We start from the raw sequence: 21,565 nt of genomic DNA, 5'->3' as shown, positions 1-21,565 counted from the left end.
GGGAGCCGCTGTGAGTCTGGTCGCCGGGCACGGCCCGCTCAGCACCGAGCGAGCCGGCTGGTTCGCGCCCGCGATCACCGCAGACCTGGTCTACGTCGAGCCGCACCCGCGCCGGGTGCAGGCGCTTCGCGGCGACCGCACCGTGCTCGACACCGAACGTGTCCTGCTGGTGCACCGCCGAGGTCAGCCGCTGAGCTATGCCTTCCCGGCCGACGTGGTCGGGGATCTGCCGCATCGGGCGGTGCCGGAGGCGCCGGGGTTCGTCCAAATCCCGTGGGATGCGGTGGACACCTGGTTCGAAGAGGGTCGCGAGCTGGTGCACTACCCGCCCAACCCCTATCACCGGGTCGACTGCCGGCGCACCCGTCGCGCCTTGCGGGTCGAGGTCGCCGGAGTGGGCCTCGTGGACACCGATGACACCGTGATCCTGTTCGAGACGGCCCTTGCGCCGCGGTTATACGTCGCCCCGGACCACGTCCGCACCGATCTGCTGCAGGCGTCGACGACCTCGACCTACTGCAACTACAAGGGCTACGCCAGGTATTGGTCGGCGGTCGTCGGCGAGACCGTCGTCGAGGACGTGGCCTGGAGCTACCCGGATCCGCCGCCCGAAAGCCTCCCTGTCGCAGGGTTTTTCAGCTTCGATATGACCCGCGTCGACGGCTTCGCCGAACTGCCCGCCGGCCTATAGCCGGGCCTGTTCGGCGATCTTGCCGTCGCTGGTGCGCAGCGGGCGGATGAGACCGTCCTGGGCGAACGAGGCGATGAGGTCACCCGCTTGGGTGTGCACGGTGCCGCGGACGTAGGACATGCCCGCGCCCACCTGGGTGCTCTCGTGCCCGTAGAGAATCCAGCCGTCCCAGCGCACCGGTTCGTGGAAACTGACCGTGACGGTCATCGGCGCGGTGGACACCGTCAGATGCGACTGGCTGGTGCCGATGCCGGCGTGTGCGCGCATCGTGGTCGAGATCCCCAAATGGCCGGTGAAATAGGCGATCAGCGCCTTGGCGAGATCGTCGCGGGTGGGAATGGGGTCGTAGTGCAGCCAGGCGTAGAGCTCGGGCGGGCCCACCTCGTCGGGACTGTTGACGTCGACGACGTCGACCAGCCGCACTTGGCGGCCCGCCATCGGCATCTGGCAGGGGTGGGCCTGCGCCGGGGGGGCGACGTCCGGGCGCGGCAGGTGGTGGGTGATGACGTCGGCCGACGGGACATCGGCGAGTACGGTCATCGTCGCGCAGCGCTTGCCGTTCTGCAGCACGGAAATGACCGCGGTGGCCGTCGAGCGGCCCTCGTTGACCACGTCGATGGTGTACTCCGCCGGCGCGCCCACCAGCACGGCGCGGGCGAATACGGCGTGCGCCGAACGGATCGACTTGTCGCCGAAGCGTTTCGCCGTCCCGACGATGGCCTGCGCCAGAAGCTGGGTGCCTTCCACCACCTGCCGTTCGTCGTCGGCGGCCAGGCCGGTCGCACCGGTGAACCGGTCCGGGCCCTGCGGCGTCACGTCGAACAGGTCGAGCAGGCCGGTGACTGACCAGTGGGTGGATGGGGACGTCTCGATGCTCGGCTCCGACATTTTGCGAGCGTGACATTTAAGCCACGTTTTGTAAAGTAGGCCAGGTCGCACCCGCGACCGCCGGACAGGAGGACGCCCGTGTCGAGCACCACCGAAACAGGCTCCGGGCCCGGCACACCGGCCACCGGCCTGACTGCGTCACCACTGGCCGGCGGCTTCTGCTTCGGCGAGGGCCCGCGCTGGTTCGAAGGCCTGCTGTGGTTCTCCGACATGCTCGGCGAAGCGATCCACACCGTTGACCTGCAGGGCTCGATGACCACGGTGCCGCTGCCCGGGCACAGCCCCACCGGGCTGGGGTTCCGGCCGGACGGCTCGCTGCTCATCGCCTCCGCCGAGGACCGGCAGGTGCTCTGCTACAACGGCGACACGGTCACCACGCTGGCCGACCTGCGCGCCGAGGTGCCCGCGGCCCTCGGCGACATGGTGGTCGATACGGCCGGGCGCAGCTACATCGGTTCGCAGGCCTACACCGGTGGGGTGATCGTGCGGATCGATCCGGATGCCGGCGTGCACACCGTCGCAGAGGACCTCGACTTTCCCAACGGGATGGTGATCACCGGCGACGGTGACACGCTGATCGTCGCCGAATCGATGGGCCGCCGGCTCACCGCGTTCACCATCGGCGCCGCCGGCGAGCTGCGTGACCGCCGAATCTTCGCCGACGGGCTCGACGGGCCGCCCGACGGCATCGCGCTCGACGCGGCGGGCGGAGTCTGGACGTCGATGACGCTGGCCCACCAGTTCGAGCGCATCACGCAGGGCGGCACCGTCACCCACCGCATCGACATCGGCGACCGGGCCGCGATCGCCTGCACCCTGGGCGGTCCGGCGCGCCGCACACTGTTTCTGCTGTCCAGCACCGACGCCTACCCCCAGCGCCTGATCGGGACCCGCGACTCCCGGCTGGACACGGTGACCGTGGAGATACCCGGCGCCGGGCGGCCCTGAAAGGCGAACGCATGTCCGACTCGTACTACGAACTGCTGGACACCGCCGATCCCCGGGGCGAGAAGTTCGGTGCCACCGACCTGGTGCGCGGCACCTGGTCGGCTCAGATCCAGCACGCCGCACCGGTTTCGGCGCTGCTGGTGCGCGCGCTGGAGCGCCAGGAGACGCGGGACGACACCCGATTGAGCCGCGTCGCCATCGATCTGTTGGGGCCGGTCCCGGTCGAAGGTGCGCTGTGGGTCCGCGCCCAGGTCGAGCGGGCCGGGAAGCAGATCGAACTCATCAGCGCCGAGATGCTGGCGCCGGGCCCCGACCAACACCCGCGGCCGGTTGCTCGGGCGACCGGTTGGCGGCTGCAGACCCTGGACACCGAGGAGCTCATGCACGCCTCGGCTCCGCCGCTGCGGCCGCTCAGCGAGGCACGCAGCAACAACATGGCGGCGAACTGGGACCGCAATTACGTGCACAGCCTGGACTGGCGGTGGCTGACCCAGCCGCTCGCCCCCGGCGCCGGGGAGTCCTGGATCTCCCCGACCGTGGACCTGGTGGCCGGCGAGGCGATGACCCCGCTGCAGCGGCTGTTCGCGGTCGCCGACGACGCCAACGGTGTCGGAGCCAAACTCGACATCAGAACGTGGACGTTCCTCAACACCGACCTGGTGGTGCACGTGCACCGGATCCCCGACGGCGAGTGGATCGGGATCCGCGCCGAGACCAACTACGGGCCGGACGGCATCGGCACGACCATCGGCACCTTGTTCGACGAGCAGGGCGCGGTGGCGGGCATCCAGCAATCGGTGCTGGTGCGGCGGCGCTAGCGGGCCGGTACCGCCGGCGGGAGCAGCTCGATCAGACACAGCCGCGCGCCGGTGATCATCGCGGCGAGCAGATGCCCGGCGTCGGCGCTCGATGCGGCGCCGGGCTGTGCCGACCGAACGGTCGACGCCCGCATCTGGGTTCCGACGAACTCGGCGTCCAAGGCCGCGGACCAGGCGTCGAACTCGCGGCGGGCCGCGGCGCCGCGCGCCCCGGCCAATTCCGGGCCGACCAACACCACATCACCACGCCCCCGCGCGATCATCGCCGGAATCACCCGGGCGGCAAGGATTTGCGCTCCCACCCGGACCCCGTGCGCGCGAGAGCCCGGGGCCGCGAGGCCGAGATCGGTGATGAGCACGTCGGGGGTGCCGATGAGATACTCCGCGGCGGCCAGGAACCCGTTGATCGAGTGCGGGTCGGTCAGATCCAGGCGGGCGGCGAACGCACTGCCCCCGCGCGCGCGAAGCTGCGCCGCCAAGCGTTCGGTGCTCTCCAGCTCGCGGCTCCCGATCAGCACCAGGTGGCCGTGGCCGGCCAGGCGGGCCGCGGCCGCCCGCCCGATCCCGGACGCGTCAGCGATGATCATGACGACACGCGGTGGGTGGCTGCGTTCCTCGCACGTGACTTGTGGCGCTTCGATCACGATAATTGCCCTACCGGACTAGCCAGGGTGGTCCCGCGACGGTGAGGAACGATGGTCAGACACCGAACCAGCGTGACACTCTCGCTATTTTTTGTAAAGTCTCTCCCATGACCCGCAGCACGGTGGACGGCCCCGACAGTTCAACCCGGCAGCGGATCCTCGCGGCCACCGCCGAAGTGCTCGGCCGCAACGGGATGACCAAGCTCAGCCTGTCGGAGGTGGCCGCCCAGGCCGGGGTGTCACGCCCCACCCTGTACCGGTGGTTCCCGTCGAAAGAGGAGCTGATCTCGGCGTTCTCCCGCTATGAGCGGCACATCTTCGACAGCGGCCTCAGCAAGGCCACCCAGGGTCTCAAGGGAGCCGAAAAGCTTGATGCCGCACTGCGTTTCATTGTCGACTATCAGCATTCCTCCACCGGGGTGCGGATGATCGACATCGAACCCAAGCATGTGCTCAGCGACTTCTCCCGGATCATCGTCCCGATGCGCGAGGGGCTGCAGCGGATGCTGTCCGGTCCGGATGCCGCGGTGAAGGCGGCGGCAGCGATCCGGATTGCCATCTCGCACTACATCATCCGCAGTGACGACTCCGACCAGTTCCTCGCCCAGCTGCGCCAGGCCGTCGGGATCAAACACCGCGACTGAGGACACGGGTCAGTCGAAGAGCACCGCGGCGTTGAGGTAGCCGGTCGGATCGAACGCGGCTTTGACCGTCCGCATCGCGGCGATATCGGCCGGCCCGCGCGACATCGACAGGTAGGCCCGCTTGCGGCTGCCCACCCCGTGTTCGGAACTGACGTTGCCGCCGCACTCGGCGATGAGCTCCATCATCGCCGCATACAGCGCGGGTTCGGCCGCTGCCGCGCAGCGCAGCACGTTGAGATGCAGGTTGCCCTCGCCGATATGGCCGAACAACACCGGCAGCGCCTCGGGTGCGTGCCTGCCCACCACGGTGGCCGCCGCGGCGGCGAATCCGGCGACGGCGGCCAACGGCAGTGAGACGTCGAACTTCAGCGGCGGGCCGAACGCCCCCAGTACGTCGGCCACCGCCTCACGCACCCGCCACAGCCGCTGCTGCGTGGCGGTGTCCACGCCGACCGCCGGCTCACCGGTGCAGGACACCCGCTGCAGCAGCCCGAAGAGGCGCTCGGTCTGGTCGGTGTCGCCGGCCAGCTCGACCAGCAGCAGCCACGCGCCGTCCACCGGCGCGGCGACACCGAGCCGCTCGGCGGTGAGCGCGGCGACGCGGGCGTCGACCAATTCCAGCGTTGCGATGCCCGCCAGGTCGCGGAAGACCCGCGCGGCATCGACCAGGGCGTCGAGCTCGGTGAAGCCGCAGACCGCGGTGACCCGGTGCGCCGGGGCTGGGCGCAGCCGCAGATCCAGGCCGGTGATCACGCCCAGGGTGCCCTCGGCGCCGACGAACAGCGCCGGCAGGTTGTAGCCGGTGTTGTCCGCGCGCACCGCGCTGTGCCGAGACAGCAGCGAGCCGTCGGGCAGCGCCACCTCGACGCCGAGCACCTGCTCGGCCATGTTGCCGTAGTGCACGGTGCACAGCCCCCCGGCGTTGGTCGAGGCCATCCCGCCGACGGTGGCGGTGTCGCGGGCGGTCAGGTCGACCCCGAACAGCAGGCCGGCTGCCGCGGCGGCATGCTGCACCGCGGCGAGCGTGACGCCGGAGCCCACCGCGACCCGGCGCTCGGTCGCGTCGACGTCGCCGAGTGCGTTGAGCCGCTCGGTGGACAGCAGCACGTCGTCGTGTTCGGGGACGGTGCCGGCCACCAGCGAGGTGCGGCCGCCCTGCACGGTGACGTGCGCGCCGCCGTCCCGGCAGATCCGCAGCACCGCGGCGACCTGGTCGGGCGACCCCGGCCGCACCAGCGCACTGGCCCGGCCCCGGTAGCGGCCGGTGTAGTCGACGCTGCGTCCGGCCAGCACGTCGGGATCGTCGGTGACATAGGCGGAACCCACCACATCGGCCAGGCGCTGCAGCAGGCTCGCTGTCACCGCCCCGGTCTACCACATGCCGCGCTACCTTTTTCCCTATGGCTACCCGCGACGACGTCTCCTTCCGATCCGGCAATGCCTCCATCAGCGCCTGGCTGTACCGGCCCGACCCGGCCGGCGCAGGCGGCCCGAACGGGGCGCCGCTGCTGGTCATGGCGCACGGACTGGGTGCGGTCCGCACCATGCGCCTGGACGCCTACGCCGAGCGGTTCGCCGCAGCCGGCTACGCCTGCCTGGTCTTCGACTACCGCAACTTCGGGGCCAGCGGCGGCGCCCCGCGCCAGCTGCTCGATGTGGGCATGCAGTTGGCGGACTGGGCCGCCGCCGTCGACTTCGCACACACCCTGGCCGGCGTCGACCCGGCCCGAATCGGCTTGTGGGGCACCTCGTTTGCCGGCGGGCACGTCATCGCCACCGCGGCCCGACTACCGGTGGCGGCGGTGGTGGCGCAGTGCCCGTTCACCGACGGGATCGCCTCGGCGCGCACCATTCCGCCGTTGACCACCGCGCGGATCACCCTGCTGGCCCTGCGTGATCTGGCCGCGGCCCGGCTGGGCAACCCGCCGGTGATGGTGGCCACCGCCGGCCGGCCCGGGGAGGTCGCGCTGATGAGCACACCCGACGCCTACCCGGGCTACCTGAAGCTGATGCCGGAAGGACAGCCTGTGCGCAACGAGGTCGCCGCGCGGATCGGCATGAAGGTCCTGACCTACCGGCCGGGCCGTGAGGCGGCCAAGGTCAGCTGCCCGATTCTGTTCTGCGTCTGCGACACCGACTCCGTCGCCCCGGCGGGCCCGACGTTGCGCTACGCCGCGCAGGCGCCCCGCGCCACGGTGAAGCGCTACGCCGAGGGGCATTTCGACATCTACGTCGGCGAGGCCTTCGAGCGGGTGGTCGCCGACCAGATCGAGTTCCTGGACCGCAACCTCAAAGCACCGGCGCCTTAGCCGCCCCCGAGTCGCCATTACCCAGCGGTGACTCGACCCGGATCGCCTCGTCGCGGATCAGCCCGCGCAGCAGCGCCGTAGAGAACTCCGCGGCGATCTCCTTGGCGCTGCGCCGGCCGCTGGGCCGCAACCAGCGATAGGCCCCCAGCGTCATCCCGATGTAGCCGAGCGCCAGCACATGCGAATCGCATTGGTAGAACTCCCCGCTGGCGATGCCCCGGTCGATCAGCCCGTGCACGTGCTCGTAGACCTGGGCCTCCTTCTCGCGGACCTCGGCGACCTGTTCCTCGGTGAACCATTCGGTGATGTAGGGCTGTTCCTGGAAGTAGACCGCCGCGCCCTCCGGGTTGACGGCGATCTGGTCGAGCAACCGCACCGTGTACTGGTAGAGCGCCTCCCGCGCGGTCCAGGACGGGTCATCGTGCACGGCGGCCAGCGTGCGTTCGGCGGCCTGCTGGTAAATGTCGTAGAGGATCAGCGACTTGCTCGCGTAGTAGTGGTAGACGGTCGCCTTGTTCAGGCCAACCACATCGGCGACGTCGTCCATCCGGGTGCCGTGGTAACCGCGGGCGGCGAATAGCTTGGTGGCGACCGCGAGCAGCTCCTCGCGGCGGGAGGGTCCCTGGGCGGAGTTCCCCGACCCGCCCTTGTCGTTTGACATGTGCACTCGCTATTCGGCCGCCGGAGCTACCCGGACTCAATCAACTGGTTGGAAGGATTCTATGCAGTCCGGTGTTGGACCGTTGACGAGCCGACTAAACTGGTGCCATCCGAGCTGAGGGGTTGATGACATGGGTCCTGGTTACGGTTACGATCCGAATCCGGATTATGAGATAACCGACGAAGCCGAGTTCTTCTTCAAGTACCTCACCTGGGGTTTGCGCGGTGTCGACGGGGGTGGCGGTTACCCCCCGCAGAACTACCCGCCGATCTAGTTCCACGAGCACACGTCACGGCCCCCGATCCACCCAGCGGATCGGGGGCCGATTACGTCTGGCCGGCGGGGCCGGCTGGGCCGTGTCTTATCGTGGCCAGGTGACCTCCCAGCCGGAACTGCCCGGAGCGTGGAATTTCCGCGACGTTTCCCAGGCCACCGGCGCGCTGCGCCCGGGCCGCCTGTTTCGTTCTAGCGAGTTGAGCCGCCTCGACGATCGCGGCCGCGAACAGCTGCTGCGGATCGGCGTCTCCGATGTCGCAGACCTGCGATCCCCGCGGGAGGTGACACGTCGCGGGCCCGGCCTGGTACCCGAGGGGGTCGATATCCACCTGCTGCCCTTCCCCGACCTGGCCGGCGACCAGTCGCCCGACAGTTCCTCGCCGCACGAGGACGCCTTCCGCAAGATGATGGCCGAGAAGCCCGACGCCGACTCGGCCGCTGACGTCGCCGCCCGCTACATGCTCGAGGAGTACCAGCGCTTCCCGACGCTGGGCGGCTCCCGCCGGGCGGTGCAGCGGGTGGTGTCGTTGCTGGCTGCGGGCCGGCCGGTGCTGGCACACTGCTTCGCCGGCAAGGACCGCACCGGGTTCGTCATCGCGGTGGTGCTGCAGGCGGCCGGGGTCGACTGGGACGCGGTGGTGGCCGACTACCTCCGCAGCAACACCGCGGTACCGATCTTGCGGGAGCGGATCATGGACATGATCCGGCAGCGCCCGGAGGACGAGATCACCCCCGAGGTGCTGACCTTCACCGAGGCCCGGCTCTCCGACGAGGTGCTCGGCGTACGCGCCGACTACCTGGAAGCCGCGCAACGCTCGATCGAGCAGAACTTCGGTTCGTTGGACGGCTTCCTGGGCGCCTCGGGGGTCACCGACGCCGACCGGGAGGGGCTGCGCGCCGCGCTGGTGGCCTGATCGGCTTGGGAATCCCTCCCGCCTGAAATTCCCCCTTGCCTCCACCGAACCGGAAAGTTAGCGTCGATATTTGAGGTTCGCCTAGGGGGTTTCTCATGAAAGCTGCACATCGCCCCTATCTGATGATCGGATGCGCCCTGGTCGGCGCCGGCATCGTCGTCGTCAGCCCGATCGCACCCCCGGACCTCCAGTCCCACGCCGTGCGACTCACGGCCGGCGATCCCTCCGCCGATCCGTCGATCGGGTTGGTGATCGGCGGCAGCGGCGTACCGATCCCCGGCTCCCAGTATGTGGGCGCCGCAGACCAGCTCTACATCGACAATCCGCTGCATCCCATCTATCCGGGCACCACCTACCCCGGGGTGCTCGCCAACGGCGTCTTCACCCCGGAGGGGCTGTATCCGCTCGACGGCATCAACGTGTTGCGCTTCAACTACCCCAACGATGCCAGCGGTTTTCCGGCCCAGAGCACCTCGGTGGGCCAGGGCCTGACGATTCTGGACGACTGGATCAAGGCCAACAATGCGGCCGGGGCCGCCACCACCGTGTTCGGATACTCGCAGAGCGCGACCATCGCCAGCCTGGAGATGGAGAAGCTCCAGGGCGAAGGCCTCGGCAACTCGCCCGTGCAGTTCCTGCTCATCGGCGACCCCAGCGCCCCCAACGGCGGCATCCTGGAGCGCTTCAGCGGCTTCGAGACGACGTCGGGACAGGTACACGACCTGCCGCTCAACCTGCCGAGCCTGGGTTTCAGCTTCGACAGCTCCACCCCGTCGGATGCCTTCCAGACGTCCATCTATTCGATGGAGTACGACGGCTTCACCGACTTCCCCCGCTACCCGTTGAACTTCCTGGCCGACCTGAACGCCTTTCTGGGCATCCGGACACTGCACGGCACGTACCTGAACGGCGGCGTCGACGGCAGCGGACCAACCGCCGAAGACATCGCCAACGCGCATCTTCTGCCCGGCTCGCAGTCCCTGGGCACCACGGGCAGCCTCACCGACTACTACATGATCGACACGCTGGGCGGGCAGCCCATAACCGCGCCGCTGGTGGCGCTGCTGCCGAAACCACTGCAGGACCTGCTGGGTCCGGCCCTGACGTACCTGATCAACCTCGGCTACGGCGACGGCGACTTCGGCTACTCGACCGCACCGGCCAACGTGGCCACCCCGTTCGGGCTGTTCCCCGACGTCGACCCGACCACGGTGTTCAACGACCTCGTCGACCGGGTCGAGCAAGGCTGGACGGCATTTCAGGCCGATCTGGCGAACCCGGCGGCGATGATGGCGGCGTTCTCCCCCGCGGTCGCCGACGCGGTCACCCACGCGGCGGCCACGACCCTGCCGTCGTTCACCGACATCGTCGACGCGTTCACCAGCGCGACATCGGCGATCAACGGCGCGCTGTCGGGGACCTCGGACATCATCAACGCCCTGGTCACCAGCGTGCCGTCCTACGATCTGAGCCTGCTCACCACCAACCTGCAAAACGGTGATCTACTCGACGCGTTCGGACTGCCGATGGCGGCCAACACCGCGATCTACACGCTGGCAGCCGGTTTCGAGGTCCAGCTCATCACCAACACGATCGCAGAGATCAACGCCGCGTTCGCCGGCCTCGGCTTCTGAGGTAGAGCGGCTACTGCAGTGAGAAGCTGGCCGCCTTGGCCGCCGACAGGTCGGCGATCGTCGACCACTGGGCCGCGACGTCATCGACCGACGGCGGGTTCTCGAAGACCGCGCCGGCGTTCTCGAACAGCGCCCCCCGCTGCACCTTGCCGCCGCCGGCGATGAACACCGAACCGGTCTCGGCGACCTCTTCGGTGCACAGGTAGGCGACCACCGGTGCCACGTACTCGGGCTTGAGCTTCTCCAGCACCTCCGGCGGCAGGATGTCCTCGGTCATCCGGGTGGCGGCGATCGGGGCGATCGCGTTGGCCTTGATGTTGTACTTGGCGCCCTCGATGGCCAGCGTGTTGATCATGCCGACCAGGCCGAGCTTGGCTGCCCCGTAGTTGGCCTGCCCGAAGTTGCCGAACAGTCCGCTGGTGGAGGTGGCGACCACGACCCGGCCGTAGCTCTGCTCGCGGAAGTGCGGCCAAGCGGCCCGAACCACGTTGTACCCGCCGTAGAGATGCACCTGCAGCACGGCGTTCCAGTTGTCGAAGGTCATCTTGTGGAAGGTGCCGTCACGCAGGATGCCCGCGTTGCTGACCACCCCGTCGACCTTGCCGAACTCGTCGATCGCGGTCTTGATGATGTTGGCCGCCCCGTCGGCGTCGGCGACGCTGTCGTAGTTGGCGACGGCCCGCCCGCCGGCCTCTTTGATCTCGGCGACCACTTGATCGGCCATGTTGTGGCCGGCTCCGGTGCCGTCGCGGGCGCCGCCGAGATCGTTGACCACCACCGCGGCACCCTCGCGGGCCAGGGTCAGGGCGTACTCACGGCCCAGGCCCCCACCGGCTCCGGTGACGACGACAACACGATCCTGCACTCCGGGCATGAGGTTCCTTTCGCGTGGGCTTGCTCATCGCCAGGCTAAAGCAACCGGCAGCCCATTCCTACTGCGGGCCGACCCGCCAGCCCCGGCGGTTAGCGAGCCTCGACGAAGGAGAGGCGAAGCTGGACCGCCGAACCAGCCCCGGCGGTTAGCGAGCCTCGACGAAGGAGAGGCGACGCTGAACCGCCGAATCAGCCCCGGCGGTTAGCTGCGCACCGCGGTGACGAACTCCGCGAACGCTTGCGCGTCGTCGCCCATCGGCACGTTCACCCAGCGGTTCAGGCGGCGCATCTCGTCGGTGGAGTGCTGCGCGGTGGCACGCCACCCGTGCCCGTTGAGCCATTCCGACACCGCCGCCCGGTTCTCGTCGTGGTAGATCAGATCCTGCACGTCCACGGTCTGCTCCAGGCCGATCTGCTCTGCGACCTTTTTGAACCGCTCCGACATCTCCTGGCGCCGCTCGTCGGCGTGGTTGGCCGCGGTCTCCGCCGCGATCCGGCTGCCCGGGGCGCTCAGCGCGGTGATCTGCTCGAACAACCGGTCCTGGCCGTCGGCAGGCAGGTACATCAGCAGGCCCTCGGCCAGCCACGCCGTCGGGGCCGCCGGGTCGAAGCCGGCGCCGATCAGCGCGGTGGGCCAGTCCTGGCGCAGGTCGATCGCCACCGCGCGGCGCGGCACCGACGGCGTCACGTCGTGGGCCGCCAGCGTCGTCTCCTTGTAGGCCAGGACCTTCGGCTGGTCGATCTCATAGACGGTAGTGCCGGCGGGCCAGTCCAGCCGGTAGGCCCGGGAGTCCAGCCCGGAGGCCAGGATCACCACCTGGCGGATGCCGGCGTCGACCGCCGCGGCGAAGTAGGCGTCGAAGAAGTGGGTGCGGACCGCCTGATAGTTGCGCATGTGGTGATACACCGCGGCGATCTCGGGGTCGACGGACTCTAACTTGTCGATCAGCGCTTCGTTGAGCAGTGTCTCCCACACGCCGGTGCCGGCGTTGGCGACCAGAAGTTTGGCGTAGGGATCGGAGATCAGCGCCTCGGGGCTGTCGGTCTCGACCGCGCGGGCTGCGGCCACCATCACCGCCGTCGAACCGACGCTGGTGGCGATGTCCCAGGTGTCGTCATGGGTACGCAGTGAACTCATCGGTTACCTCGCTTGCTTGCCGTGGCTGTCGCAAGCCATGCTACCGAAAAAGTTAGGCGAGCTATTCACTGCTTTCGGCGGCAACCGGCGGGCCCGGCTGATGCAGCTGCCAGAGTCGATTCGCCAGCAGCGCCTGCATGTTGGCGATCACCGCGGCTGACTCGTCACGGTCGCCGACCGCGGCCATGTAGAACCCGAGTCCCCACAGCAGCGCCAACAGCGTCTCCGTCAGGTCGCCGACCGTCGCCGCGGTGGCGAGTTCCCCCCGGTCGATGGCCTCGGTCAGCGTCTCGGTGAGGAACCGCCGGGTGGGGCCCTGCAGGTCACCGACCAACACCCGCAGCTGCGGGTCTCGTTGAGCGTCGAGCACCGCGGTGACGGCGAAGGCCGCGGCGGTGCGGTCTTCTTCGCCGAGTTGGGCAAACGCATAGATGACCGACGACAGCCGGGCGATCAGACCGTGCTCGGTGCGCGCCCGCTCCACGGCGTGGTCGAGGATCGACTCGTTGCGGTTCAGCACCGCCTGGTAGAGCAGTTGCTTGCTCGCGAAATAGTGGTTGATCGCCGGCCGGGTCAGATGCGCGCGGGCAGCAACCGCCTGAAATGTCGTCGCGTGGTAGCCGAACTCCCCGAAGACCCCGCTGGCCGCGATCACGATGCGTTCCCGGGTCACGTTTGATCGCGCGCCACGCGGGCGCCCGAGCCGGTGAAACGCCGCTTCCTGCACGATGTAGATTCTGTCACCGCACCCGTTACTCGTCGGTAAATTCCCCATTACGATCATTCACTTCTGTATCCCCCGATACGTTCCCACGCGGGATCCAGCGAACTAAAGTCGACTTATGGGCGCGGTCCTTTCCCGGCAGGCATATTTCGAGACAGGTCTCGATGTGCTGTCCGAACTGGGCTACGGCGGTCTCAAGCTGGCCGAGGTGTGCAACCGACTCGGGGTGACGACGGGCTCGTTCTACCACTACTTCACCAGCTGGCCGGTGTACACCCGTGACCTGGTACAACACTGGCTGGAGGAGCGCACCGTCCAGCACGTGGAGTTCGTGCGGGCCATGCCGGACCCCCGCGAACGGCTCGACAGCCTGATCCAGATCGGCCTGGCACTGCCGCACGGAGCCGAGGCCGCGATCCGGGCGTGGAGCTGGGCGGATCCGACGGTGCACGCCGTGCAGGCCGAGGTGGACCGGCAACGCTTCAACATCATGTACGAGTCGGCGCTGCAGGTCCTGCGAGAGGAGCGTCCGGCCCACCTGTTCGCCAGTTGGGGCATGTACCTGCTGATCGGGTACGAGCAGGCGCTGCTGCCGCGCGACCGCGCCGTAATCGAGTGGCTATCGGCCCAACTGCTCGAGGCGCTCGACTCGGGCCGCTTCGCCGGCGCCGCGAGCACGGCCTTCCCCGAACAGCCGTTCACAGCGAGCTGATGCGCTGCACCGCCAGCCGTGGGCCGCGCCGCGGCTCGACGGCCAGCCCGCTTTCGATCAGCAACCGCACCACCCGGTGCCGGTGCGGTCGCATCGGTTCCATCAGGTCGATCATGGCGTCGTCGTCGATCGGATGGCCCAGGAGCGTCCAGCCGATCATCTTCGCGATGTGGTAGTCGCCGACCGACAGCGCGTCGGCATCGCCGAAGGCACGCTGCGCCGTCTCGGCCGCAGTCCACACCCCGACGCCGGGCAGCGACATCAGCGCCGCCCGGGCCTCGGCTGCCGGACGGTTCACCAGTCGTTCCAGCGATCCCGCCCGCTGCGCGCAGCGCACGACGGTGCGGGCCCGGCCACCATCGACGTTGGCGCGGTGGAACTTCCACGACGGAATGGTTCGCCACACCTCGGCCGGTGGCGGCACCCGCATCCGCGCCGGCGCCGGTCCCGGCGCCGGGGCACCGAACTCGCTGACCAGCACCCGCCAGGCCCGGAACGCATCAACACCCGGCACCCGCTGCTCGAGCACGGCCGGGATGAGCGCTTCGAGCACCCGGTGGGTGCGGCCCAGTCGAAGGTGTGGCAGGCGCCGGTGCGCGGCGGCCACCGTCGGTTCGGTCGGCGCGAAGTCCGAGACGTCGTCGTCGGCGCCCAGCAGTCCCGGCACGCCGTCGAGGAACTCGGCGGCGCCGGCGCCCCACGCCGCGCAGTCCACCACCGCCGGCGCCGCCTGGGTGATCCGCGCGGTCACCGGCCCACTGGGCATCAGGCTGGTCCGCCAGATGACGCCGTCAATGATCTGCAAGCAGGGATCGCCGGGACCGCGGCGCAGCGGCGACAAGGTCAGCGCGGGGCTGGCCGGCCCGGGGAAGGTGACGGTACGGCAAAGCGAACTGTTGATGACGTGATCCTAGGACCGCCGTTTGCACGTTGACCGCATCCCGTCGCCGCGCCACCATGAGGAAGTGGCCACCCCGTTCGACGATCCGCAGGCGGAATTGGCGTGGATGTTCCTACAGGGCATCTCTGGCGACGACGACCTGGACGACATTTTCACTCTGGTCAGCGAGGACTTCACCTACTGGAGCATCCTGACCCGCGAGGCGATCGACGCAGGCGCCTTGCGCCAGCAAGTGGAGGAGCGCCGCCACGGCCTGCGGATCACTCTCGAGCTGACCCGCTGCATCAATGAGGGCGAAACGGTGGTGATCGAGGCGCACGGTGACTGCACCACCGCCGACGGCTCCCATTACGACAGCCCGCTGGTGTTCATCGTCGACACCCACGACGGCCGGATTGTGTCGGTGCGTGAGTACACCGAGACACGATTCGCCGCTGAGGTGCTGGGGATTTAGGTTGCAGCGACGCTGATCTCGGCCTTGTCCGGGTAGAACGCGACGTGCCCGGCGATCGCGGCGACCGCGGGAAACGGCTGCTCGTAGGTCCAGATCGCATCGGTGACGGTCTGGCCGGCCGCGGTGGTCACCGTGTAGTAAGCGGCGTCGCCCTTGAACGGGCAGTAACTGGTCGTCTCGGTCCGGGTCAACAGCTCGCGCCGGACGTCAGCCAGCGGAATATATTGCACCGCAGCATGATTTGCTTCCTGCAGGGTGAGCGCATCGTTGGTATCGGCGATGACTTCGCCGCCGATGCGCACCGTGACGTGCCGGCCGGTCGGGGTCACGGTGATCGGGTATTCGGCGGTCGGGGTGAGAACCGGTCGATTGTTCATGCTGGGGTGCCTCGCTTGTCCGCATGCTTCCTGGCGTCGCGCAGTTTCATCCAGAAACGCGCCGCCTCCCGGATCGATTCCTCGACCGGTCGTGGCTGCCAGCCCAGTTCGCGCACCGCCTTGGAATGGTCGAGTTCGGACTCCGCGCGCATCATCCGCACCGATTTCAGCGACAGCTCGGCGTCCTTGCCGCCCAGCCGGGCCTTCAGCGTGCCCAGCGCCCCCAGCGCATAGAGCATCGGCACCGGGATCGACCGCGCCGGCGGCGGCACCCCGGCCTCGTCGGCCGCGATCGCGATGATCTCGGCGTTGGTGATCATGCGCTCGGAAATCAGATAGCGCTCCCCGTTCCGGCCGTGTTCGGCGGCCAGGATCAGTGCCTGCGCCGCATCGTCGACCCCGACGGCCTCCAGCCGGATGCCGTCCATCACAAACGGCAGCTTGCCGTAGACGGCGCCGGCGATGAATGCCCCGTGCGGGGTGCGGCCCCAGTCGCCGTCGCCGTAGGTGCTCGACACGCACATCGCCACCGCCGGCAGGCCGGCCTCGGCCGCATAACGCAGCACCAGGTTTTCGGCCTGCACCCGGGACTGCACGTAGGGGGTGAGGCGGCGGCGGTTGATCGGGTCGGCCTCGGTGGCGACGTGGCCGCGGCGGCGGCCGACGGTCACATAGCTGCTGGTGAACACGAACCGGCGCAGGCCGGCGTCTTTAGCGACGTCCAGGACGTTGCGGGTGCCCTCGACGTTGGTGCGAAACAGCGGGCTCGGGTCCCGGAGCCAGGCCCGGGTGTCCACGACGCAGTAGTAGACGTCGTCGCAGCCGGTCATCGCCTCGGCCACGGTGGCGGAATCGAAGACGTCGCCGTGGAAGCGGGTGACGTCGAGGTCGTCGATCCCGACGGTGTTGGCGCCCGGCCGCACCATGACCCGCACCTCTTCACCGGCATCGACGAGCCGGCGGGTGACGTGCGACCCCAGGAACCCGTTGGCGCCGATGACGAGCTTGGCCTTGCTGTTCACGCAGTACCCCCGAACTGCTGCATCCAGGCCGCCGCCTCGTCATCAAGGGTGCCGAGTTCTTGGGCCTTGCGGCACCACTTCATGGTCGCGGCGACGAAGCGCAACGGGTTGTAGATGTCCTCCTGACGGCTCCACAGGCCATCGCCGGCGTAGGTGATGATCGAGATGTTGGTGGCGCTGATGATGGTGCCGTCGCCGGGGTCGCGCATCGGGTTGTCCAGTTCGCAGATGATCCGCCCGCCGTCCTCGTCGATCACCGACCACAGCGCCGGGAACTCGGTCATGTAGCTGCCCGGGAACGTCGACATCGTCTTGCGGATCCAGCGGCGCACCTCCTCGCGGCCGTGCATGGTGCCCATGGCGTGTTCGACGTAGGTGACGTCGGGGGTGTAGTGCCCCACCCAGGCATCCCAGTCCTTGGTCTCGGCGGCGCGGGCGACGGTCTGCTCGAAGGTCTCGAAGGCTGCCGCGAGCTCCGCGCGGCTGAACTGCGGGTTCGTCATGCCAAGAACTAGAACACGTTCTAGCGACGTTGTCGAGGGGTCTTGGATTCGAATCTGGGTTTATATTCGAATCGGTGTTACGGTGACCCGGACCGGTCCCCGGCCCGAAGGAGATTGCGGTGATGCCCAGCAAACCGGCCGTCGGCCTGCACCACGCGGCCTACGCCTGCGCCGATCTGGAGGCGACGCATCACTTCTACGAGGACCTGCTGGGGTTCCCGCTGGTCCACACCGAGGTCGAACACCTACAGGACGGCTTTTTCCGGCACGTGTTCTACGACCTCGGCGACGGCTCGTGCATCGCGTTCTTCGACCTGCACGGCGTCGGGGAGAAACCCGACTGGTCCAGCTCGTTGTCCCGCCCGAATGGCCTGCCGGTGTGGGTGAACCACGTGGCCTTCCGGGCCACCGAGGAGAAGCAGAACGAGGTCCGGACCCGGATGGACGCCGCCGGGGTCAAGGCGTTGATGGACGTCGACCACGGCTGGTGCCACTCGCTGTACTACCTGGACCCCAACGGCATCATGGTCGAGTTGTGCCGGGACACACCCGGTTTCGAACGCGACCCGGAGCGGGCCCGCGCACTGCTGTCCAGCACCGAGCGCGCGGCCGACCCCAAGGTGGTCACGTCACGCTCGACCACCACCCACCTCGGCTGAACCGGCCGCATATGGCCCTCGATTCGCTGACGACGCTGCACGTCATTCACGACGGGCCGATCGCCCGGGTGCGCATCGACCACGGCGCGATCAACCTGATGGACGCCGCCATGATGGGCGATCTGTGGCGGCTGGTGAAGTGGCTGCGCGCGGCGGGCGATCAGGTCCGGGTGGTGGTGCTGGAAAGCGCCAACCCCGACTTCTTCATCGCCCACGTCGATCTGGCGCTGCTGCAGGCGTCCGCTGCGGATCCCGCGGCCGCGGTCGGCTCATTCCAGGAGTTGGTCGGCGCCTTCCGGGCCCTCGAGCAGGTCACCGTCGGGGTGGTCGCCGGGCGGGTGGCCGGCGGCGGGATGGAGCTACTGGTGAACCTCGATCTGCGGTTCGCGGTCACCGGCCGGGCAGTGTTCAACCAGATCGAGACTGGGATCGGGGTCATCCCGGCCGGTTCGGGTCCCCAGCACCTGCGTCGGCTGCTGGGCCGCGGCCGGGCGCTGGAGGTCATCCTGGCCCACGACGATCTCGATGCCGACCTGGCCGAACGCTACGGGCTGGTCAACCGGGCGCTGGACCCGGGCGACGTCGGGCCGTTCCTCGACCGGTTGCTGGCGCGTCTCGGCACCGTCCCGCTGGCCGACATCGCCGCCGTCAAAGCCACCCTGTGCGCCCCGGATTTCGACGCGGGCCTGGCGGTGGAACGCTCGGCGTTTGCCCAGGTGCTCGGCCGCGGCACCGCGCTGCCGAGGATGCAACGCTTCCTGGACGCCGGCGGCCAGACACCCGGCGGGGAACGGCGGCTGGCCGAGTTGGTGGCCGGCCTGCACCAGACGGAACCGGCCTGATGCCCGGCGATGTGGTGGTGCCCCGCCCCACCGTGCGCGGCCGCGACACCCAGGCCCGCCTGGAGCAGGCCGCCCGCGAGGTGATCGCCCGCAAAGGCTTCTTCAAGACGACCATCACCGACATCACCTCGACCGCGCGGCGCTCGCCGGCCTCGTTCTACCACTACTTCGAATCCAAGGAGGACCTGCTGGCCTCGCTGGCCGAGGACTTCCGGGCGTCAGCGAAAAGCCGTGCGGTGCAGGCGCTGCACCCGGGCCAGGACCTGCGGCAGATCATCGAGGAATCGGTGCGGGCGCACTGGGAGACCTACCGGGAGCACCTCGGGGTCATGGTCGGGGTGTTTCAGCTGGCGATGATCAATGACGAGTTCGCCCGGCGCTGGCGGGAGATGTGCGCCGATGCGATCGACTGGGTGGCGCAGACGGTGCGGATGGCCCAACGCAAGGGCTATGCACCCGACGCGGACCCGGAACTGGTCGGCTCCGCCATCGTCGCGATGCTCAACCAGTTCACCTACGTCTGGCTGGTGGCCGGCGGCGACGTGGCGGGCCGCGAACTCGACGACGAAGCGGCGATCAAAACGCTCACCGACACCTGGTATCGCTCGGTGAGCTGGCCCGGTGACAGGACCTGACCAAAGGAGTTGTGCAGTGGCGGTAACACGCGAATTCGTCTCGCTCACTTCGGCATCGGCTGGGGTGAACCCCGCCGGTTACCACCCGGCGCAGGGACTGTACTGGACCCCGGCCGGCGTCGCCCCGAAGGTGGCGGTCATCGCCAGCCACTACAACGTGGATTTCGCCGAGCACTACCTGGCGCCGCTGCTGGCCGAACGGGGCTACGGCTTTCTGGGCTGGAACACCCGGTTCCGCAGCGGCGAATCGGTGTTCCTGCTCGAACACGCGTTGGCCGACATCGCCGCGGGGGTGGCGTGGCTGCGCGAGCAGGCCGGCGTCGACGTGGTGGTGCTGCTCGGCAACTCCGGCGGCGGCTCGCTGATGGCGGCCTACCAATCCCAAGCCGTCGACCCGCATATCACAGGAGTCGGTGGCGGCCCGGTGCCCGACGCGGTCAACGCGCTGCCGCCCGGCGACCTGTACGTGTCCACCCAGGCCCACGCCGGGCGCCCGGAGGTGCTGACCGCCTGGATCGACCCCTCGGTGACCGACGAGTCCGACCCGCTGTCCTGCGATCCGGCTCTGGACATGTACGCCGAACACAACGCCCCGCCCTACACCCAGGAGTTCATCGCCCGCTACCGCCAGGCCCAGCGAGACCGCAATGACCGGATCACCGCATGGGCGCAGGCGGAGTTGAAGCGGCTGAAGGCTGCCGGGACCTACGACCGCAGCTTCTCGGTGCATCGGGTCTGGGCCGACCTGCGCTACCTGGACCCCTCGCTCGACCCATCGGATCGCCCGCTGAACCAGTGCTATCTGGGGGACCCCCGGCGCGCCAACCGTGCGCCGTACAACATCGCCGCGCACTGCACGCTGCGGACCTGGCTGTCGATGTGGAGTCTGCAGACCTCGTTCTGCCAGGGCGCCCCGCACCTGGGCCGGATCACGCTGCCGTCCTTGGTGATCCAGAGCACCGCCGACACCGGCGTGTTCCCCAGCGATGCCCACCACATCCACGACTCACTGGCCAGCACCGACAAACAACTGCATTTCATTCCCGGCGACCACTATCTGCAGCAGCCGGCGGACAGCCGGACCGTCTGCGCCGACCTGGTGGCGTCCTGGATCGCGGAACGCACCTGATGGATGCGCCCGACTTCGACTTCCGCGATCCCGACCTGCATGCCGACCCGCTGGCCTATCAGCGCCGGTTCGCCGAGGCGGATCCGGTGCACCGCAACAGCCAGGGGCTGTGGGTGCTCACCCGCTACGCCGACGTGCTGGCGATGCTGCGCGACGAACGGGCCGGCACCGACCGGCGAAACCTGTACCGCGGCAAGCTCGATCCGGGGCGGCCGTATCTGACCCATGTGGAGCACAACCTGTTCTACCGCTCCGGCGACGATCACCGCCGGCTGCGGGCTCCGCTGTCGCGGGCGTTCACCCCGCGGGCGCTGGCCTCTTTCGAACCCGAAGTCGCCGCCCGCGCCCGGGCGTTGGCGGCGGGATTGGACGGGCGCGGCTTCGACCTGGTGGCCGAGTTCGCCAAGCCGTTGCCGCTGGGGATGATCGCCACCCTGCTGGGGGTTCCCGACAGCGAACTGGACAATCTGCAAGCCTGGTCGATGGCGCTGATCGCCGCCTTGGAACCGGCCGCGCCGCGGGCGGTGTTCACCGCCGCCGACGACGCCGCCGCCGCGATGAAGGCGCTGCTCGCCGACCTGCTGAAGCTGCGCCGCGCCGATCCGGGCCACGACCTGCTGTCGGTGGTGGCCACCAGCGGGCTGCCGCTCTCGGATGACGAACTGCTGCACAACGCCATCTTCTTGCTGTCGGCTGGGCACGACACCACCACCGCCGTGCTCACCGGGGCGGTGGCGCTGCTGATCGATAACCCCGGCCAACAGCGGTTGCTCAGCGCCCCGCATGCCGTGGATGAACTGGTCCGCCTGATCAGCCCGGCCCAGATGATCTCCCGGGTGGCGTCCGCGCCGATCGAGATCGGCGACTGTGTGGTGCAGACCGGGGCCCCGATCCTGCTCGGGCTGGCCGCCGCCAACCGGGATCCGGCGGTGTTCGCCGATCCCGACCGGCTCGACCTGGCCCGGCTGCAGACCGGCCACCTGGGGTTCGGGTTCGGCCCGCACGTCTGCCTGGGCGCCCCGCTGGCCCGGATGCAGATCCGCTCGGGCCTGCGGGCCCTGTTCGACCGGTTCCCCGTGTTGACCGCGCTGGGGGCTCCGTGCCGGGAGCCGAGTGCGGTGCTGACCAGCTATCGCTCTTATCTGCTGGCGGGCCGTGGCTGAGCCGGG

At 69.0% G+C, this 21,565-nt stretch carries 26 protein-coding genes; 15 read left to right on the top strand and 11 right to left on the bottom strand.

Annotated elements, in window-relative coordinates; translation table 11 throughout:
* The first annotated feature begins 10 nt into the window (after nt 1-10).
* Nucleotides 11-691, top strand: a complete 681-nt coding sequence (locus AC5Y4Q_RS08760) for a DUF427 domain-containing protein (protein ID WP_125225012.1) — start codon at nt 11-13, stop codon at nt 689-691.
* On the opposite strand, the gene AC5Y4Q_RS08755 is transcribed toward AC5Y4Q_RS08760, so the two are convergent.
* A complete protein-coding gene (locus tag AC5Y4Q_RS08755) occupies nt 686-1,579 on the bottom strand; it encodes an acyl-CoA thioesterase (RefSeq protein ID WP_125225013.1) in 894 nt (297 codons plus the stop codon). The two genes, AC5Y4Q_RS08760 and AC5Y4Q_RS08755, sit on opposite strands and share 6 nt — an antisense overlap.
* A 129-nt stretch (nt 1,580-1,708) precedes the next feature.
* Here AC5Y4Q_RS08755 and AC5Y4Q_RS08750 point away from each other — a divergent pair, with 129 nt between their 5' ends.
* Nucleotides 1,709-2,527 carry an SMP-30/gluconolactonase/LRE family protein gene (locus AC5Y4Q_RS08750; protein ID WP_125225031.1) on the top strand — a complete coding sequence of 273 codons (819 nt, stop codon included), beginning with the start codon at nt 1,709-1,711 and terminating at the stop codon, nt 2,525-2,527.
* A gap of 11 nt (nt 2,528-2,538) precedes the next feature.
* Nucleotides 2,539-3,345, top strand: coding sequence for a thioesterase family protein (locus tag AC5Y4Q_RS08745; protein ID WP_064921096.1), 807 nt, complete (start codon nt 2,539-2,541; stop codon nt 3,343-3,345).
* Here AC5Y4Q_RS08745 and AC5Y4Q_RS08740 read toward each other — a convergent pair.
* Nucleotides 3,342-3,932, bottom strand: coding sequence for an SDR family NAD(P)-dependent oxidoreductase (locus tag AC5Y4Q_RS08740; RefSeq protein ID WP_125225014.1), 591 nt, complete (start codon nt 3,930-3,932; stop codon nt 3,342-3,344). The genes AC5Y4Q_RS08745 and AC5Y4Q_RS08740 overlap by 4 nt on opposite strands.
* A gap of 164 nt (nt 3,933-4,096) precedes the next feature.
* Between AC5Y4Q_RS08740 and AC5Y4Q_RS08735 the strand changes: the two genes are divergently transcribed.
* Nucleotides 4,097-4,633, top strand: coding sequence for a TetR/AcrR family transcriptional regulator (locus tag AC5Y4Q_RS08735; RefSeq protein ID WP_125225015.1), 537 nt, complete (start codon nt 4,097-4,099; stop codon nt 4,631-4,633).
* 9 nt (nt 4,634-4,642) lie between these two features.
* Here AC5Y4Q_RS08735 and AC5Y4Q_RS08730 read toward each other — a convergent pair whose 3' ends face one another.
* A complete protein-coding gene (locus tag AC5Y4Q_RS08730) occupies nt 4,643-5,983 on the bottom strand; it encodes an FAD-binding oxidoreductase (RefSeq protein WP_125225032.1) in 1,341 nt (446 codons plus the stop codon).
* Nucleotides 5,984-6,033: 50 nt separating this feature from the next.
* Here AC5Y4Q_RS08730 and AC5Y4Q_RS08725 point away from each other — a divergent pair, with 50 nt between their 5' ends.
* Nucleotides 6,034-6,942: an alpha/beta hydrolase gene (locus AC5Y4Q_RS08725; RefSeq protein ID WP_064921099.1), complete on the top strand. Its 909-nt coding sequence runs from the start codon at nt 6,034-6,036 to the stop codon at nt 6,940-6,942.
* Here AC5Y4Q_RS08725 and AC5Y4Q_RS08720 read toward each other — a convergent pair.
* Complete coding sequence (locus AC5Y4Q_RS08720; RefSeq protein WP_064921116.1) at nt 6,923-7,603, bottom strand: TetR/AcrR family transcriptional regulator; 681 nt, start codon at nt 7,601-7,603, stop codon at nt 6,923-6,925. The two genes, AC5Y4Q_RS08725 and AC5Y4Q_RS08720, sit on opposite strands and share 20 nt — an antisense overlap.
* Nucleotides 7,604-7,733: 130 nt before the next feature.
* Between AC5Y4Q_RS08720 and AC5Y4Q_RS08715 the strand changes: the two genes are divergently transcribed.
* From AC5Y4Q_RS08715 to AC5Y4Q_RS08705, 3 genes are all read left to right on the top strand, one after another.
* Nucleotides 7,734-7,877: a hypothetical protein gene (locus AC5Y4Q_RS08715; protein ID WP_109535621.1), complete on the top strand. Its 144-nt coding sequence runs from the start codon at nt 7,734-7,736 to the stop codon at nt 7,875-7,877.
* Between the two features lie 100 nt (nt 7,878-7,977).
* Entirely contained in the window at nt 7,978-8,793 is an 816-nt protein-coding gene (locus AC5Y4Q_RS08710; protein ID WP_064921100.1) for a tyrosine-protein phosphatase, read from the top strand.
* Between the two features lie 95 nt (nt 8,794-8,888).
* Nucleotides 8,889-10,427, top strand: a complete 1,539-nt coding sequence (locus tag AC5Y4Q_RS08705) for a PE-PPE domain-containing protein (protein WP_125225016.1) — start codon at nt 8,889-8,891, stop codon at nt 10,425-10,427.
* A gap of 10 nt (nt 10,428-10,437) precedes the next feature.
* Here AC5Y4Q_RS08705 and AC5Y4Q_RS08700 read toward each other — a convergent pair whose 3' ends face one another.
* The 3 genes from AC5Y4Q_RS08700 to AC5Y4Q_RS08690 form a co-directional block, all read right to left on the bottom strand.
* Entirely contained in the window at nt 10,438-11,301 is an 864-nt protein-coding gene (locus AC5Y4Q_RS08700) for an SDR family oxidoreductase (protein ID WP_499958658.1), read from the bottom strand.
* A gap of 201 nt (nt 11,302-11,502) precedes the next feature.
* Entirely contained in the window at nt 11,503-12,429 is a 927-nt protein-coding gene (locus AC5Y4Q_RS08695) for a class I SAM-dependent methyltransferase (RefSeq protein ID WP_419179724.1), read from the bottom strand.
* Nucleotides 12,430-12,499: 70 nt separating this feature from the next.
* Nucleotides 12,500-13,165 (bottom strand): TetR/AcrR family transcriptional regulator, encoded by a 666-nt coding sequence (locus AC5Y4Q_RS08690; protein ID WP_064924349.1) that lies wholly within the window; start codon nt 13,163-13,165, stop codon nt 12,500-12,502.
* A gap of 115 nt (nt 13,166-13,280) precedes the next feature.
* On the opposite strand from AC5Y4Q_RS08690, the gene AC5Y4Q_RS08685 reads away from it, so the two are divergent.
* The gene (locus tag AC5Y4Q_RS08685) at nt 13,281-13,874 is read left to right on the top strand and encodes a TetR/AcrR family transcriptional regulator (RefSeq protein WP_125225017.1); all 594 of its coding nucleotides are present in this window, start codon (nt 13,281-13,283) and stop codon (nt 13,872-13,874) included.
* On the opposite strand, the gene AC5Y4Q_RS08680 is transcribed toward AC5Y4Q_RS08685, so the two are convergent.
* On the bottom strand, nt 13,861-14,775 hold the full coding sequence (locus tag AC5Y4Q_RS08680) for a DNA-3-methyladenine glycosylase family protein (RefSeq protein WP_125225018.1): 915 nt from the start codon (nt 14,773-14,775) through the stop codon (nt 13,861-13,863). The two genes, AC5Y4Q_RS08685 and AC5Y4Q_RS08680, sit on opposite strands and share 14 nt — an antisense overlap.
* 64 nt (nt 14,776-14,839) lie before the next feature.
* Here AC5Y4Q_RS08680 and AC5Y4Q_RS08675 point away from each other — a divergent pair, with 64 nt between their 5' ends.
* Nucleotides 14,840-15,229 (top strand): nuclear transport factor 2 family protein, encoded by a 390-nt coding sequence (locus tag AC5Y4Q_RS08675; protein WP_064924346.1) that lies wholly within the window; start codon nt 14,840-14,842, stop codon nt 15,227-15,229.
* Here the strand turns inward: AC5Y4Q_RS08675 and AC5Y4Q_RS08670 are convergent.
* From AC5Y4Q_RS08670 to AC5Y4Q_RS08660, 3 genes are read right to left on the bottom strand one after another with little or no spacing between them, the layout of a single operon-like run.
* The gene (locus AC5Y4Q_RS08670) at nt 15,226-15,606 is read right to left on the bottom strand and encodes a DUF427 domain-containing protein (RefSeq protein ID WP_064924345.1); all 381 of its coding nucleotides are present in this window, start codon (nt 15,604-15,606) and stop codon (nt 15,226-15,228) included. The genes AC5Y4Q_RS08675 and AC5Y4Q_RS08670 overlap by 4 nt on opposite strands.
* The gene (locus AC5Y4Q_RS08665; protein WP_125225019.1) at nt 15,603-16,628 is read right to left on the bottom strand and encodes an NAD-dependent epimerase/dehydratase family protein; all 1,026 of its coding nucleotides are present in this window, start codon (nt 16,626-16,628) and stop codon (nt 15,603-15,605) included. Before AC5Y4Q_RS08665 ends, AC5Y4Q_RS08670 begins: the two co-directional genes overlap by 4 nt.
* Complete coding sequence (locus AC5Y4Q_RS08660) at nt 16,625-17,131, bottom strand: nuclear transport factor 2 family protein (RefSeq protein ID WP_125225020.1); 507 nt, start codon at nt 17,129-17,131, stop codon at nt 16,625-16,627. The genes AC5Y4Q_RS08665 and AC5Y4Q_RS08660 overlap by 4 nt, the downstream gene beginning before the upstream one ends.
* Nucleotides 17,132-17,253: 122 nt before the next feature.
* On the opposite strand from AC5Y4Q_RS08660, the gene AC5Y4Q_RS08655 reads away from it, so the two are divergent.
* The 5 genes from AC5Y4Q_RS08655 to AC5Y4Q_RS08635 are packed head-to-tail and all read left to right on the top strand — an operon-like array spanning nt 17,254 to nt 21,559.
* The gene (locus AC5Y4Q_RS08655) at nt 17,254-17,790 is read left to right on the top strand and encodes a VOC family protein (protein WP_064924342.1); all 537 of its coding nucleotides are present in this window, start codon (nt 17,254-17,256) and stop codon (nt 17,788-17,790) included.
* Between the two features lie 11 nt (nt 17,791-17,801).
* Nucleotides 17,802-18,632 (top strand): enoyl-CoA hydratase/isomerase family protein, encoded by an 831-nt coding sequence (locus AC5Y4Q_RS08650; protein ID WP_125225021.1) that lies wholly within the window; start codon nt 17,802-17,804, stop codon nt 18,630-18,632.
* Nucleotides 18,632-19,267: a TetR/AcrR family transcriptional regulator gene (locus tag AC5Y4Q_RS08645; RefSeq protein ID WP_082952795.1), complete on the top strand. Its 636-nt coding sequence runs from the start codon at nt 18,632-18,634 to the stop codon at nt 19,265-19,267. Before AC5Y4Q_RS08650 ends, AC5Y4Q_RS08645 begins: the two co-directional genes overlap by 1 nt.
* A complete protein-coding gene (locus AC5Y4Q_RS08640) occupies nt 19,254-20,396 on the top strand; it encodes an alpha/beta hydrolase (RefSeq protein WP_419179723.1) in 1,143 nt (380 codons plus the stop codon). The genes AC5Y4Q_RS08645 and AC5Y4Q_RS08640 overlap by 14 nt, the downstream gene beginning before the upstream one ends.
* Nucleotides 20,396-21,559: a cytochrome P450 gene (locus tag AC5Y4Q_RS08635; protein ID WP_064924339.1), complete on the top strand. Its 1,164-nt coding sequence runs from the start codon at nt 20,396-20,398 to the stop codon at nt 21,557-21,559. Before AC5Y4Q_RS08640 ends, AC5Y4Q_RS08635 begins: the two co-directional genes overlap by 1 nt.
* Nucleotides 21,560-21,565 lie beyond the last annotated feature (6 nt).

This window comes from Mycobacterium sp. NGS16, from assembly GCF_059813225.1.
The sequence above is the reverse complement of the archived record's forward strand: the minus strand, read 5'-3'. Positions and strand labels throughout refer to the sequence as shown.